Here is a 14,593-nt window from a genome sequence, read left to right as displayed (position 1 = left end):
TGCCGGACCGCTCAGGCGGCCGGGACGGGGGCGTCGAGGGCCTGGACGATGCCGTCCCAGAGCTTCCGCCGCACCGTGAGCGCGTGGATCACGGTCTGGGCGCACTCGTCCCACTTGGCCTGGTCGTCGCCGCAGAGGTCGGCGAGCATCGTCATGGCCATCGGCGTGTGCTCCTCGCCGTCGACCTCGATGTGCCGGGCGAGGTAGTCGCGGAAGGTGGCCAGCTTCCCGCCCTGGTCATCGATCTTGATGACCTGGTCGAACATCTCGGGGATCAGGTCCTCCCGGCCGAAGGCGAAGGCCGCGGCCTGGCAGTGGAGGGGCGCCGTGTCGATGATGCTCCAGGTGGTCGCCATGAACTCGGCCGCCGGGGCGGGGACGCCGGCCTTCTCGATCGCGGTGGGGACGTCCGTGCCGGTGCGGACGAGGTTGAGGAAGGTCGTGATCGTCTCCGTGTCGGCGCCGGCCTGCTCCATGCCGCCGACGTAGAGCTCGAAGTGGCTGATGAAGCCGTCGTTCAGCTCGTCGCTCTCCTCGACCAGGACGATGTCGTTGATGAGGCGCCGGCTCTCGACGGAGCCCTGCGGCACCCACGGGACGTCGACGCACGTGAGCCGGCGCTGGAGGACCTTGAGCAGCGACATGAAGTCCCACACGGCGAAGACGTGGTGCTCGGTGAAGGTGTTGACGTCGTCGAGCGAGTTGAGCCTGCGGTAGATCGGGTGCTCGATGACGGCGGATCGCGCGTCGTCGACGGTCCGGCGTAATGCCTCGATTTGCGGATGGCTCTTTCCCCAGTCGTAGCGGGACATCGTGCTGCCTCCTCAGTCGGGGGGAGTACGCTACGATACGGTAGCGTAGCGCACTTGTATCCTGGCGCCAATACCCTCGCGGTGACCCCGCCGACCCATGCGAAGAGGACCGGGATGACAAGGGCAGTCTCGACCGACCCGCGGGCCGTCCGATCGCGGCAAGTGATCATCAACGCGGCCGTGGAACTGCTGGTCGAACGCGGGCTGGCGGGCACCAGCATCGAGGCGATCGCCGCCCGTTCGGGCGCCGCGAAGACCACGATCTACCGGCACTGGCCGGACAAGCGGGCCGTCCTGCTCGCCGCCGTGGAGACGGCCATTCCCGCCGCCTTCGCCCCCGACAGCGGCAGCCTCCGCGGCGATCTGGCCGCCTTCATCAACGACCTCGCCAGGATCGTCACCACCCCGCCGACCTCCGCGCTCGTCCCGGCGCTCATCGACGCGGCCGAACGCGACGCCGAGATCGCGAGCCTGCTGGCGCACTTCACCGCGCAGCGCCGCAAGCCGATCCGGGCCGCGATCGGCCGGGCGGTGGAGCGCGGCGAGATCCCGTCGGACCGCGTCCGCGATCTCGACCTGATCGACGACCTGCTGCTCGGCCCGCTGTTCTACCGTCGCCTGCTGTCCCGCAGCCCGATCACCCCGGAGTTCACCAGGACCGTCACCGACACCCTGGTCGCCGCCCTGAGCATCTGATCCGGACGGCGGCGAGCCGCGGCGCCCGGGCCGGTCAGGGGGCGAGGAAGTCGCGGTCGAGGCGGTCCGCCTCCGTGGTGCTCCGGATCTGGGCGCAGATCGTCGTCGTTACCCGCGAGTGACCGTGGGAAAATAGGGCCGAAAAGCGTACCCAGCCGCTTGCCACAATTCTCGCCACCGGTCAAGCCCCCGTCGAGGAGCCGACGATGTCTCCTGCTAAAAGTCCTTCCGGCGACCCCGCTGCGAATCCGCCTCCCCACCTGCCGCGATACGCCCGGGAACGGTTCCGGACCGACATTCCCTCCCCGGCGCGGACGTGGAACTACTGGATGGGCGGCCAGGACAATTACGAGGCCGACCGGGCGGTCGGGGATTCCACCGCGGCGATCAATCCCGAGGTCATCACGCTGGCTCAGGAGTCGCGTCCGTTCCTCGTGCGCGTCGTGCGCTATCTGGCGGTCGAGGAGAAGATCCGCAATTTCCTCGACATCGGCGCCGGGCTGCCCGCCGCGTCCAACACCCACCAGATCGCCCAGGGCGCCGCGCCGGACGCGCGCGTCGTCTATGTCGACAACGACGCCACGGCGCTCGCGCGCGCCCGCGAGCTGATGCGCGGGACCACCCCCGAAGGCGTCACCGACTATCTCGACGCCGACTATCACGACCCCCGGCAGATCCTGGAACAGGCCGCCAACGTCCTGAATTTCGACCAGCCGATCGCGGTGATGTTCATGGGCGTGCTGGGGTTCTGCCCGGAGTACGGGACCGTCCGGCGGATCGCGGCCGACACCATGGCGGGCGTGCCTTCGGGCAGTTTCCTGGCGTTGTGGGACTGCACCGACACGTCCGACGCCGCCCGGCGCAGCACCCAGCAGTACGCCGATTCCGGGACCGCGCCCTACGTCCTGCGCAGTGTCGAGCAGCTCGACGCTCTCTTCGACGGCTTGGACAAGGTCGAGCCGGGCCTGGCGTCCATCACGCAATGGCGGCCGGACCAGGACCAGGACGGCCTGCCTGAGCACGTCAACGGCTACGGCGCCGTGGCCCGGAAGCCTTAGGCCGACCCGAGGCCGCGCCCGCCGGGGCCGCTGGGGCCTCCGGGGCCGCCGGCCAGCAGGCGGAGTGCCTCGGTGATCTCATTGCTCGCCGGTGCCCGCTCCGGGTCGATCAGCCAGTGCATCACCAGCCCGGTGAGCAGGGTCTGGCACAGCGCGCCGACCAGCCGCGCGTTCGCGGGATCGCCGGGCGCGACGACGTCGCCGAAGATCTCCGCCAGGCCCGCGCGTCCCTCGGCCATGCTCGCGGTGAGCGCCTCGCGGAGGTCGGGGACGTGCTGCGCCTGGACCATCATCTCCGACAGGACGGTCCACAGCGCGCGGTCGTCCTCGAACGACGCGACGATCCGCGCCCAGACGAGCTCGAAGCGCTCGATCGGGGACGAGGGACGGCCGGCGACGTCCCCGACCGTCCGCTCAAGGCGGGCGCCCCATTCCTCCATCGCCTGGTGCAGGGCGGCGTTGAGCAGCGCCTCGGTCGAGCCGAAGTGGTATCCGATGGCGGCCAGGCTGGTGCCCGCCGCCTGGGTGACGTCGCGGGCGGTCGTGCGTGTGTAGCCCTTCCGCTCCAGGCACTCCCGGGCGGCGAGCAGCAGTTTCTCTCGGTTTCCCACCCCTGGATGATAGCAGCGTCTTAGACAAGTGTCTTGAAATTTGTCTAAGACGCTGTGTACGTTCGGTCGTGCCGCCACCCGGGCGGCGTGGCATGCGAAGCAGGGGGTCCAGATGTCACAGCCGATCTCGCGGCGAGGCGTCCTCATCGGCGGCGCGGCGGCAGGCGCCGCACTGGCGGTGGGCGCGCGTCGTCCGGCGGCGGCCGAGGCCGGGCCACGGCCGCGGCTGGCGCTGCGGGGCGTCACGGTGATCGACGCGACGCGTTCGCGGCCGCGTCCCGACTCCACGGTGCTGATCGAGGACGATCGCGTCGTCGCGGTGGGACGGCGAGACGAGGTGCCCGTCCACCACGGCGTCACGGTCGTCGACCTGCCGGGCAGGTACGTGATCCCGGGCCTGTCCGAGATGCACGCGCACAGCATCGGCACCCACGAGATCTCCCCGCCCCTCTACCTCGCCAACGGGGTCACCACCGTCCGCGAGATGGCCGGTTCGGCGGTGGTCGGCCGGTGGCGCGACGACATCGAGCGCGGCGCCCTGGCGGGCCCGCGCTGGACCATCGCCGGCACGATCATCGACGGGTCCCCGTCCCTGATCGCCGGACCGGACGACCCGGACAGCGCCCTCCTGGTCACCGACGAGGCCGAGGCCCGCAGGGCGGTGCGGCGCGTCAAGGCGGAGGGCGCCGACTTCGTCAAGATCTACTCCAGGCTGACACCCGAGGCGTTCGACGCGATCGCGGACGAGGCGCGCCGCCAGGGCCTTCCCCTGATCGGACACTGCCCCGACAAGGTCGCCCCCGCCCGGGCCAGCCGCCTCGGCCAGCGCAGCATCGAGCACGTCCACACGCTGTGGTGCGCCGCGTCCAGCCGCGACCGGCAGGTCCGCAGGGCGCTGGACGCCATCACGATCGAATCGGGCGACTACGCCGGCTGGTTCCGCCAGTTCCACAAGGCGGAATGGCTGGCGACCAGCCACTACAGCCCGCGGCAGGCCGAGCGCCTCTTCGAGCGGCTGACCTCCGACGGCACCTGGGTCACGCCCACGCTGAGCATGCACCTGATCGTGGACCGTCCCGAAGACCTCGTCCGGGACGACCCGCGCCTCAAGTACATCCCCGCCGAGGACCGGGAGTGGTGGCAGTGGGCCGTCGACAACATCTACCTCCCGGGACGCGGGCCCGCCGAGATCCGGCAGCAGCGCGAGCTGTTCGACCGCAGGCTGCGCTTCGTCGGCGCGATGCGGCGCGCCGGGGTCCGCCTGCTGAACGGCAGCGAGGCGGGATTCATCTACGCCTACCCCGGGTTCAGCCTGCACGAGGAACTGGCGCTGCTGGTACGCGCCGGCCTGACGCCCCTGGAGGCGATCGGCGCCGCCACGCTCGAACCGGCCAGGCACCTGGGCGTGGAGCGGGATCTCGGGTCGATCCGTCCCGGCAGGCTCGCCGACCTGGTCGTGCTGGACGCCGACCCGCTCGCCGACATCGCCAACACCACCCGGATCCACGCGGTGGTGGCGGACGGCCGCCTGATCACGTCCGCCCGGCGGAAGCGGATGCTCGCGGACGTCGAGCGGGCCGCCGCCCGCACCCCGGGCGACACCTCACGCGCCGCCCCCGTCGGCTGCGGCTGCCACGCCCCCCGCAAGATCCGGCTCTGAACCCCGTCACTCAGGCGGGGCCGGTTGGCTGTCGGTGACAGAGCCTTGTCGAAGGCTGCCGGATCCGGGGCCGGGCGTTGATGTCCCATGCGCCTGCCATTAGCAAGGCATGCGGTGTAGTAGGTCCTCCCAACTCCTAGGGAAGAGACGGACATGAAGAGAGTCTTCTCGGTCGCTCAATTGGCGGTGCTGACCGCGCTCGGCGGGGCGGCGGGGGTGGTGGCGGTCTCCGCGGCCGTCCAAGCGGCCACCGGCGAAGGACGGCAGAGCCTCACCGCGCAGGTGACGGACGTCCAGGGCAAGGAAGTGGGGAGGCTGACCCTGGACGCGGCCGGCTCGGGACGCCAGCGCGTGTCGGTCCAGGTGTGGAACCTCCCGGCCGGTTTCCACGGTTTCCACGTGCACGCGACCGGCAAGTGCGATCCCGCGGCCGTCGACCCCAGCACCGGCAAGGTCAGCCCGTTCTTCACGGCCGGCCCCCACCTGGACGTCGGCGGGCCCCACGGCCACGGGACGCACGCGGGCGACCTGCCGAACCTGCTGATCGGCGAGAACGGGCGCGGGTCGGCCGACGCGCTCACCGACCGGTTCCGGCCCCAGGACCTCCTGGACGCCGACGGCAGCGCCATCGTGGTGCACGCGCTGGCCGACAACCACGCCAACATTCCGGAGCGCTACGAGTCCGGCGGCAAGAAGGGACCGGACGCGGACACCCTGAAGGCGGGTGACTCCGGCGGCCGCAGCGCGTGCGGGGTCATCGTGAAGCGCGATCACTGACGTCCTGACGCCTTGACGTCCTGATGCCCGCCGGTGCTGGTCAGCCGGCGGTGGTCTGGGCGGTGTAGTCCACGGCGAGCAGTACGTCTCGCACGTCGCCGAAGTCCACGTCGGTGTTGTCGATGCGGTCGATGGTCACGGTGATGGTCTGGTCGGCCGTGACCCCGCCCAGGACGTTCAACGGCGACGGCGGGACCGTGGACTCCGGGTCGGTGATCGGCGGCCGGTTGGAGAACGCGACGCCGTCGGGCATCGACACGGGAACGGTGACGTTCTGGGGAACGGTGACCGACACCTTCGCCTCGATCGGCTCCGTTCCTCGTGCCCCGCACACCAGGACGGCGAGGTTGTCGATGGTCCGGTTCTGCTCGGACGACGGCAGGCCCAGCGCGGTCAGATCGAAGTGGAGCCTGGCGCGGGGCCTGCCGTCGCGCAGGTCCTGGAACCCCTCCAGGCCCCGTTTGACGGCGGAGACGAGGACGAGCCGGTCGACCGTGGCCGGCGCGAGGGCCTCGTGCGACTGGTGCAGGGCGGCGGAGTACTGGGCCCGCAGATCGAAGGTGACCAGGACGTCCACGACGTTGAGCAGGCCCGACTGGTTGGCCGCGGCGGGGAACTCCATCGTCCACTGGCTCTCCAGCCCGCTGCCCTCGAACTGCATCAGGGCGTTGCCGGGCAGGCCGTAGACCTCGCGGTCGGACGTGCCGAGATCGAACTCGGAGATCGGCAGCGCGTCCGCGGGACGGACGGAGGGGTGCATCGTCCCGTCCGGCCCGCCGATCTGGGAGACTCCCGCGTTCGACAGCAGCCCCCGGACCGGCGCGGTGCTGGCCGCCTGGATCACGCGCGGCGTCACGGCGATGACGCGGTGGCCGTGGGTCCCGGGATGGGCGGTCTGGACGGCGGCCTCCAGCGTCTGGAACTGGCAGCGTCCCATGGCCTTGAGCTGCGCGAACTGTAGCGGCAGATCGCGGGCGAGGGAGAGGGTGTACTTCACGGGGACCAGTTCCCGCACCCCTTCCAGGTACCGGGTCTGGAGGCTCGCCAGGTCGAGCAGCAGCTGGTCGGCGCCGCCCGCGCCGCCGTGCGCGAGCGGGAAGTAGTCCATCCGGATCAGGTCGACGGCGGTGTTCTGCTCGTAGGCCAGGGCGCGCTGGGCGAGCCACGCGGTCCGGGTCGCCAGGTCCAGGTAGCGGCGCAGGATGCGCTGGAGCAGGGCGGTCATGTAGGACCAGAACTCCACGTTGAGGAAGCGTTCCTGCGCGAACTCGAGCAGGTCGGCGGCGAGCCGGGCGTCGACGTCGGCGAGCTGCCGCTGGAGTCCCGCGATCGCGGCGGACCGGTGCGCGATGTCGAGCTGCGCCTCGGCCGTCGGGAGCACCGTGGTCTGGAGGTCCTTGAGCTGGCCCCGGCGGCTGTTCGCCGCGCGGGCCATGCTCGACATGGTGATGTAGCTGGTGACGAAGAAGGCGCCCATGCCGGTCACCGTGGTCGCCGCGGACCCCATTCCCAGCAGCCCCGACGACACCTTTTCGGAGAACCCCGCCTCGTAGGCGACGCTGGCTCCGGCGGGCTTGGCCGCCCAGCCCGGCAGGTCACTCACGATGTTCTTCATGCCGGTGAAGTAGTCGCCGACCTGACCGAAGAAGCTGTCATGGTCGGCGATGTCGGCTTTGGCCTTCTCGATCTGCTGCTTGACCCGTCCGACGACGATCTTGGCCATGGCGATCTGGTCGGCGGCCACGCCCGCCTGCTGCTGGGCGATCCGGGACTGGATCGCCGCGCGCTGCAGCATGGCGGAGTTCTTCATGTTCTCGATCAGCAGCTCCTCCAGCTGCGCCACGGCGTTCAGGAAGTCCTCCTGCGCCGACCGCGCCGACGCGGCCAGGGTGTCGGCCGCGGACTTCAGCGTGGAGTAGCGCAGCAGCGGGACCATGTCGGGGGCGAAGCCGAAGTAGTTCAGCCCCGCGGCGATCTGGGAGAAGCCGAGCCGGGCCCGGACGAGCTGCGACGCCTGCGCCGGATTGTCCGGCTCGGGGCCCGGCTCGGGGCCCGGTGACGGCGGGACAGTGGACCAGTCCGGGCTGATCGGCGGCACGGTGCCGTGCACGTAGTAGACGCCCTTGTAGAGCTCGCGGGCGCGATCGACGTTCGCGGGCTCGTCCGTGCGGTACAGCGCGTCCGCCCAGTCGAGCATCGCGGCGCCCAGCTGGAGCCGGAAGGACAGCTGCTCGACCGGATGCAGGCCCGCGGGGATCAGCTCGCGGGTGAGCCGCCAGGACGGCGAGTCGGGCAGGCCGGCGCCCCAGAAGTAGGCGTCGTCGTCGCTGGGCTGCGGTAGGTCGGGCGGCGTCTGAGTGTCAACCGTGTAAGGGAGAACGCCCCCGTGGTACAGCGTGAAGTCGGACCAGGCGGCCGCGTCGTCCGGGGCCCACAGGTAGTGGGACCGCCACGCGTACGTCGACTCCGGCGCCGCCTTCCCGACGGAGAAGCCCGCGACCTGGGCGGCCATGCGCACCGCCCGGGAGTAGTCGCCCACCCCGACGGCCGCCTGGACGATCAGCGAGGGCAGCGCGAACACGTCCGCGTAGACCACGCCGTAGGACAGCCGCTCCTGGTTGTTGATGGCCCACTCGTCGAGCGTCGCTTCGTCGGGACCCGGCGAGGTGACCGTCCACATTCCGGTGATCTTCGGGAGGTCGTCCAGCGAGCCCACCGGGATCTGCTTGCGCTTGGTGAACTCGTCCAGCGCCTTGCCGGTCTTGGCCTCCTTGTGCTGGAGGAGGCCGAACGTGTCCGAGCGGGCCGAATTGGCCAGGTCGAGCGCGCCCCGGTGATTCCGGTTGTCCAGGAACCGGTACGCCTTCTGCACCGTGTCCAGGACGCCGAGCGCCCTGGCGTAGAACTTGAAGAGCTCCTGTCTCGGGCCGGGGGTTTCGGCCCGCACTTTGATCGCGTCCCTGTACTCCTGCCGGATGTCGATGCTGAAGATGGCCCGGATCTGGAAGTAGTTCTCCAGCGGAATGGGACGCTGCCGCGCGAGCCATTCGTCGGGCTCCAGGAAGAACGGCGCCCTGCCCTGCATGATCTCCGGCACGATCGGCTGGCCGAGGACGTCCGGGTCGGTGTGCGAGGGGTCGGGCGGGCTTTGGAAACCGTCACGGAAGAACGCCTGCAATGTACGGACGTTCTCCCATGCGTCCGAGGACGTCGCGCTGTCGGGCCGGGTGAAGTCGGTCCGGTAGCGCAGTGACAGTTCCTGCGCGCTGACCCCGGTGAGCGCGATCAGCGCGTCGAGATACTGGCGCGCCGTCGCCTCTCCCCGGGGCGGGATCAGTTCCGGCGGGACGCCGAAACCGAACGTCCCGCCGGTGGGCGCGGTCAGGATCTCCCGCAGGATCGGGATCAGGATCTCGTTCGCGGGCCGCGGCTCCGTGCCCGTGACCGCGAAGTCCTGGTGGAAGCGGTTCGCCAGCTGCTGGAGCGCCTGCTCCTCGGTGATCCGCTGCGCACCGCCCCCGACGCGAATGATCATGCTGGTCCACTGCGTCCGCAGATAGTCGCGGTAGGCGAGCGCCTGGGCCGGTTCCCACGCGACCACCGGCGCCGGCGTCCCGTCCGGATCGCCGCTGTGGACCCTCGCGAAAAGCGCGCCGAGGTCGCTCGTTGCCGTTTCCGTCATCTCTTCTCCCCCCGAGAAAGGACGGCCGCCCGTGTGATCCGTCCCGTGGGCTCAGCCCAGCCAGCGCTCCCGCTCCACTGACCTGCAAACCGTGCCACATCGACTACGCGCCGTTAATCCGGGAAAGCCCGTACATCGCACGCCCGACATCACAACGCTCACTCCGGGGCCTCGGGGGTTAACCCGTAGCGTCCAGTCCAAACCCAGATATTGGCCAACGAGAACCTTTGTTCTGACCGCCCAAAAGGAGGGCGGTGACGTCGGCGACCTGGGGGCGCATGCGTGAGGGGCGGGTGGCGAGGGCTGTGCCCTCGCGTCCCGCCCCTCGCTGGTCTTGTTAGTGCGTGTGTGGCTTTTCTGTCAGGCGGCTTGGGTCGGGGGTCCATTTTTGGGCGGCCTTGCCGTTCAGGTCCCAGACGACCTTTCCGGCGCGGACTGTCAGCTCGGTGGACAGCTTCTGCTTGCCGTCGATGCGGAAGCCGAAGCTGTCGACGAAACCGAACCTGCCCTTGTCGAGGGAGAACACCGCCAGGTCGGCCGGTGCGCCCACCGAGAGGTGGCCCAGGTCGGGACGGTGGATCGCCTTCGCGGGCACCCAGGTCGAGGCGTCGACGACGTCCTTCAGCGGCATGCCCAGCGCCATGAACTTCGACATGATGTTGGACTGGTCCTTCATGCCGGCGTTCATGCTGGTGATGTGCAGGTCGGTGGAGATGGTGTCGGGGGCGAAGCCCTCCTTCATCGCCGGGACGGCCACGTCGTAGGCGAAGCTGCCGCCGCCGTGGCCCACGTCGAACAGCACGCCGCGGTCGCGGCCCTTCTTCATGCCCGGGTTGAGCTTGCCGTCCGGGCCCAGCTCGCCGCGCAGCCCGGAGTAGGCGTGCGAGTAGATGTCGCCGGGACGGAGCTTCTCGGTGAGCAGCGTCTCCAGCGGACGCTCCGGACGGTTGGCGCCGAAGTCGACCATCACGGGGATGCCCGCCGCGTCGCCCGCCTTGACGGAGTTCTCGACGGCCGTCCACTCCGGTCCCTCGAAGTGCGCCGTCTTGATGCCGACGATGGTGCCCGGGTGCTGCTCGGCCTTCGCCGCGGCCGTCGCCGGGTCCATGTCCTTGAGGTCCTGTTCGTACTTGCCGCCCGCCATGCCCTCGCCGACGATGTTGAGGAAGGCGAGGACGCGGGTCTGGGAGCGGTCGATGACGTTCTTCTTGAACAGGTCGAAGCTCTTCGCGCCCGACGAGCCGGCGTCCACCGCGGTCGTGACGCCGGAGCGGAACGTGAAGCCGTCCGGCGCCACGCCGGACCAGCCGTTCCGGTAGGCGCCCTCCGGGCCGGCGAAGAGGTGGGCGTGCAGGTCGATGAGGCCCGGGGTGACGACCTTCCCGGACGCGTCGACGGTCTTCTTCGCGGCGGCGGCGTCGATCCGCCGCGCGACCTTCGCGATCTTCCCGTCCTTGACGGCGACGTCGCGGACGCCGTCGAGGCGGTTCTTCGGGTCGACGACATGGCCGCGCTGGATGACCAGGTCGTACGCTTCGGCGGCGGACGGCGCGCCGCCCGGGGCGAAGGCGCCGAGCGCGGCGCCGACGGCCAGGGTGAGGGCGGCGGGCAGGACCCGCCTGCGGAATCGGTCTCTCGCGTGCATCCGGACTCCAGTTCTCAGCTGACGGCGGCGCTCATCTGACGGCGATGCAGTCGATCTCGACGAGCGAGTCGCCGGGGATGCCCGCGGCGGCGGCGATGGTGGTGCGCACGCCGGGCTCGCGGCCCCAGCGGCCGCGGAAGACCTCGTTCATGCCGTCGTAGTCGTCCAGGGAGTTGAGGTAGACGTTGACCTTCAGCACCTTCTCCATGGAGGAGCCGACGGACTCCAGATAGCGCTCGACCTCGTTGAGGACGTGGTCGGTGTGGGCGCGGATGTCGCCCTCGAAGTGCGCGCCGATGCCGGAGATGTAGACCATGTCGCCGTACGTGACGATCGGGCTGAACAGCGGGTTCTTCGGCGGCTCCCCGCCGCCCGGGTAGTGGACCTCCTTGCGCGGCCGGCGGCCGCGCCCGCCGTCGGCCGCGGCCGGGGTGGCGCCCGCCACGATCGGCACGGCGGCGACGGCGGCGACCGTCGGGGCCTTGCGGATGAAGTCACGCCGGTTCGAGGACGACTTCGAAGACGACACGGTTCCTCCAGAGTTGGTGGGGGTGAGACACGGTTCAGTGCATGACGTGCAAAGGAGCGGACGTGCGGTGGGACGGGCATGCAGAAGGACGGACGTGGGGGAGAGACGGACGTGCAAAGGAGTGGAGAGAGGGGGGCGGGGCGTCGCCGGTCAGGACTTGCGGGTGGCGGTCCAGGACGCGCCCAGGTACTCGCCCATGTTGAGCTTGCCGCTGATGCGGTCGCCCTTGAGCGTGCCGGTGAAGGTGAAGCTGAGCGCGTCGCCGTGCTCCTCGCCGTAGTAGCTGCGCACGGTCACCTCCGCGCCGCTGACGGTGCCGGTCGCCGGACGGCTGACGAACTCGCCGCGGTGGGTGCCGGTGATCTTCGCGCCGTCCTGGGTCAGCTTCAGCTCGTGCGCGGTGGACGTGCTGGCCGTGTACTTGATCTCCAGCGCCCAGGTGCCGCTCGCGTTGACGGTCGGCGGCTTGGGCGGCTCGGGCGCCGGCGGCGGGTCCCTGAGCAGCTTGACGATCTCGCGGGCGATGGTCCGCGCGTCGCCGGGCTCCAGCATGTACGGGGTGATGGACACGCCGGACTGCGCCGGGTCGCTGCCGCGCGCGGCGTTGATGGCGATGCGCGGCTCGCCGTCCCACAGGGTGTCCACGATGGTCTGGCCCGTGACGCCCTGCTGCTCGGCGTTCCACAGGACGGTCAGCGACGGGGTCCGGTTGGAGAGCCCCTCCGGCTGGACGATCTTCGTGGTCACGCCGCGGACCACCGAGACGCGGCGGGCGATGTCCTTCAGCCAGGACGTCCACGTCGCGTACTCGGCCTTGTGGTCGCGCTGCACCCACATCTCCACGGCGGCGAGCATCCCCATCGCCTCCTCCTTGCCCACCTTGAACCCGCGGGCCCAGCCGTGGTGGGGCGCGCTGTGCACCCAGGCGGCGCGGACGAGGTCCTCGCGGCCGAGCAGGATCCCGGCCGACTGCGGTCCGCGCAGGCACTTGCCGCCGCTGTACGCCACGAGGTCGGCGCCCCGCGCCAGGTGGACGTTCGGGATGGTGAGGATCTCCGCGGCGGCGTCGACCAGCACCGGCACGTTCGCGGCGTGGGCGATCTCGGCGATCGTCTTCGTGTCGAGCTCGCTCTCGTCGACGCGGGGCATGGCGAAGATGTAGACGAGCGCGGTCTGCGGCCCGAGGGCCTTCTTGAGCTGGTCGCGGGTCTCCACCTCGACGATCTTGAGCCCGGTGGCGCTGATGGCGGCCTCGTACACGTTCCTGGAGTGCTTCGGGATGATCGCTTCGGTCTTCCTGAAGCCGGTCAGGTCGGGCAGCTGGACGTGCAGGTCGGGGTTGCCGCCCGCGACGCACGCCGCGCTCGCGTGCCCCAGCGCCGCGGACGCGCCGGAGCTGACCATCCCGAACTCGGCCTTGGTCAGCTCGGCGAGCCGCTTGCCGATGGCGTCGGCGAGCTCGTCCAGCTGGACGTACTTGCGTGCCGCCCGGTCGATGGCGTCGCGCACCTCGGGCAGCATCAGCGAGCCGGACAGGACGGTGTACGTGCCGCGTCCGTTGATCAGCGGGCGCACGCCGATCGCCTCGTAGCCGGTCTTCGGGCCCTTCCCGGCGGCGTGGGCGAGCGTGCCGTTGTTCGGCGCGGCCACCGCCTCGCCGCCCAGGAGCGGCCCCAGGGTCAGGGCGCCGCCGACGGCCGCGCCGCGCCCGAGCATCGTCCGCCGTGATATTCCTTCAGTTTTCATCTGGTCCACCCCAGGGCGACTCGTGGTTCGTGGTGCGTCAAACGGTAAGGCGAGCGGGAGCGGGCGTTAAGCTCGTGATTCGTATGGCGGTATTCGGAACTCGGATGCCGCGGGGCGCCTCGAAGAAGTGCATTCCTCCGGCCGCCGTAATGGCACATGAATTCCTCCGGGAACACGGCCGGCGCCGGTGCCGCAGCGGGTGCCGCCGCCGGTGCCGCCGGACGTCACCCGGCGGGCTGCGGTTGTTTCTCCGCCACGGTCAGCCGCGTGGTCCCCACCGGGATGTCCGACACCTCGATCTCGCGGAGGAGCGTGCGGGCCGGCGGCGTCAGCGGGCTCGTCGTGCTCCAGTGCACGCCGACGCGGCGGCCGCAGGGGACGTCGAGGCGGCGCGCCATCACGCCGTCCGTGTCGGCGGTGGCGACCGCCAGGAAATTGATGACACCGACGCCGAGACCGCTGCGGACCAGGGAGATGAGGGTCTGCGGCTGGTTCGTGGCCTGGACGGCGTTCGGTTCGAGGCCGCGCTCCTGGAAGGCGCGGTAGGGCTCGAAGGCCATCGCCTTCGCCGAGCCGAGGCGGCCGATCGTGATGACCGGGTACTTGGCGACCTCGGCCAGCGGCAGCGGCTCGGGCAGGTCGGCCAGCGGGTGGTCCGGGCGGTGCACGACGATCAGGCCCTCCCGCCACAGGGGGCGGCACTCCACCGACGGCCCGGTCGGCGGCGACATGGGCCGCAGGCAGAGGTCCACCTCGCCGGCGGCGAGCGCACCGTCGAGCTCCAGCGTGGAGCGCTCCACCAAGATCACCTTGATCGCGGGACGGGTCCGCGCCATCCGCTCCAGCAGCTGTGACACGAACGCCGCGCTGGCGCTGGGATAGCTGCCGAGCGTCACCACCCCGCGGGCCGCGCCGCGGTAGCCGGCCATGGCGGCCTCCGCGCCGGCGAGCTGCCGCAGGATCGTCCGGGCGTGCTCGGCGAGCACCACGCCCGCGTCGGTGAGCGACACGGGCCGGCGGTCCCGGTCGAACAGCGCGACGCCCGCCTCCCGTTCCAGGGCGGCCACGTGCATGCTCACCCGGGGCTGGGAGCGGTGGATGACCTCCGCCGCCGCGCTGAAGCTTCCGGTGTCGACGACGGTGAGGAACGAGACAAGCCATTCGAGGCGCAGATCGGTACGGAGCATGCCTTTGCTCTACCGCCGTGCCTGGCGGCGGACAATCCCGTCCATGGTTTCGGATGGGGGCCGATCCGCATTCCGAATAGTCGTGCGGTCCGGAGCCGCCGGCGTGCTCACCATGGGTTCGAGACCTGGCCGCATAGGCTCGGGACCTGCCCGCATGCGCACGGGACCCGGCCGCGGCCCGGCGCGGCCG

11 protein-coding genes are annotated in these 14,593 nt (G+C 70.7%); 4 read left to right on the top strand and 7 right to left on the bottom strand.

Annotated features, from left to right (window positions below; genetic code table 11):
* Positions 1 to 11 precede the first annotated feature (11 nt).
* A complete protein-coding gene (locus ACH34T_RS36720) occupies positions 12 to 812 on the bottom strand; it encodes a DUF3050 domain-containing protein (protein WP_396025590.1) in 801 nt (266 codons plus the stop codon).
* A gap of 162 nt (positions 813 to 974) precedes the next feature.
* On the opposite strand from ACH34T_RS36720, the gene ACH34T_RS36715 reads away from it, so the two are divergent.
* Both ACH34T_RS36715 and ACH34T_RS36710 read left to right on the top strand, forming a co-directional pair.
* Complete coding sequence (locus ACH34T_RS36715) at positions 975 to 1,508, top strand: TetR/AcrR family transcriptional regulator (RefSeq protein WP_396025589.1); 534 nt, start codon at positions 975 to 977, stop codon at positions 1,506 to 1,508.
* Between the two features lie 206 nt (positions 1,509 to 1,714).
* Positions 1,715 to 2,566: an SAM-dependent methyltransferase gene (locus ACH34T_RS36710; RefSeq protein WP_396025588.1), complete on the top strand. Its 852-nt coding sequence runs from the start codon at positions 1,715 to 1,717 to the stop codon at positions 2,564 to 2,566.
* Here ACH34T_RS36710 and ACH34T_RS36705 read toward each other — a convergent pair.
* Entirely contained in the window at positions 2,563 to 3,177 is a 615-nt protein-coding gene (locus ACH34T_RS36705; RefSeq protein ID WP_396025586.1) for a TetR/AcrR family transcriptional regulator, read from the bottom strand. The two genes, ACH34T_RS36710 and ACH34T_RS36705, sit on opposite strands and share 4 nt — an antisense overlap.
* A gap of 112 nt (positions 3,178 to 3,289) precedes the next feature.
* On the opposite strand from ACH34T_RS36705, the gene ACH34T_RS36700 reads away from it, so the two are divergent.
* Positions 3,290 to 4,837: an amidohydrolase family protein gene (locus ACH34T_RS36700; RefSeq protein WP_396025585.1), complete on the top strand. Its 1,548-nt coding sequence runs from the start codon at positions 3,290 to 3,292 to the stop codon at positions 4,835 to 4,837.
* 153 nt (positions 4,838 to 4,990) lie between these two features.
* Entirely contained in the window at positions 4,991 to 5,614 is a 624-nt protein-coding gene (locus ACH34T_RS36695) for a superoxide dismutase family protein (protein ID WP_396025583.1), read from the top strand.
* A gap of 40 nt (positions 5,615 to 5,654) precedes the next feature.
* Here the strand turns inward: ACH34T_RS36695 and ACH34T_RS36690 are convergent, their stop codons facing one another.
* From ACH34T_RS36690 to ACH34T_RS36670, 5 genes are all read right to left on the bottom strand, one after another.
* Positions 5,655 to 9,296, bottom strand: a complete 3,642-nt coding sequence (locus ACH34T_RS36690; protein ID WP_396025582.1) for a hypothetical protein — start codon at positions 9,294 to 9,296, stop codon at positions 5,655 to 5,657.
* 337 nt (positions 9,297 to 9,633) lie between these two features.
* A complete protein-coding gene (locus tag ACH34T_RS36685) occupies positions 9,634 to 10,941 on the bottom strand; it encodes an amidohydrolase/deacetylase family metallohydrolase (protein WP_396025581.1) in 1,308 nt (435 codons plus the stop codon).
* A 31-nt stretch (positions 10,942 to 10,972) separates the two neighbouring features.
* On the bottom strand, positions 10,973 to 11,470 hold the full coding sequence (locus ACH34T_RS36680) for a RidA family protein (RefSeq protein WP_396025580.1): 498 nt from the start codon (positions 11,468 to 11,470) through the stop codon (positions 10,973 to 10,975).
* Between the two features lie 150 nt (positions 11,471 to 11,620).
* The gene (locus ACH34T_RS36675; RefSeq protein ID WP_396025579.1) at positions 11,621 to 13,216 is read right to left on the bottom strand and encodes an aminotransferase class V-fold PLP-dependent enzyme; all 1,596 of its coding nucleotides are present in this window, start codon (positions 13,214 to 13,216) and stop codon (positions 11,621 to 11,623) included.
* 224 nt (positions 13,217 to 13,440) lie between these two features.
* Positions 13,441 to 14,403 carry a LysR family transcriptional regulator gene (locus ACH34T_RS36670; protein ID WP_396025578.1) on the bottom strand — a complete coding sequence of 321 codons (963 nt, stop codon included), beginning with the start codon at positions 14,401 to 14,403 and terminating at the stop codon, positions 13,441 to 13,443.
* Positions 14,404 to 14,593: the final 190 nt, after the last annotated feature.

The sequence above is a fragment of the Actinomadura sp. 9N215 genome (assembly GCF_044326345.1).
Lineage (GTDB): Bacteria > Actinomycetota > Actinomycetes > Streptosporangiales > Streptosporangiaceae > Spirillospora.
This window is presented reverse-complemented; position numbering and strand designations above follow the sequence as displayed.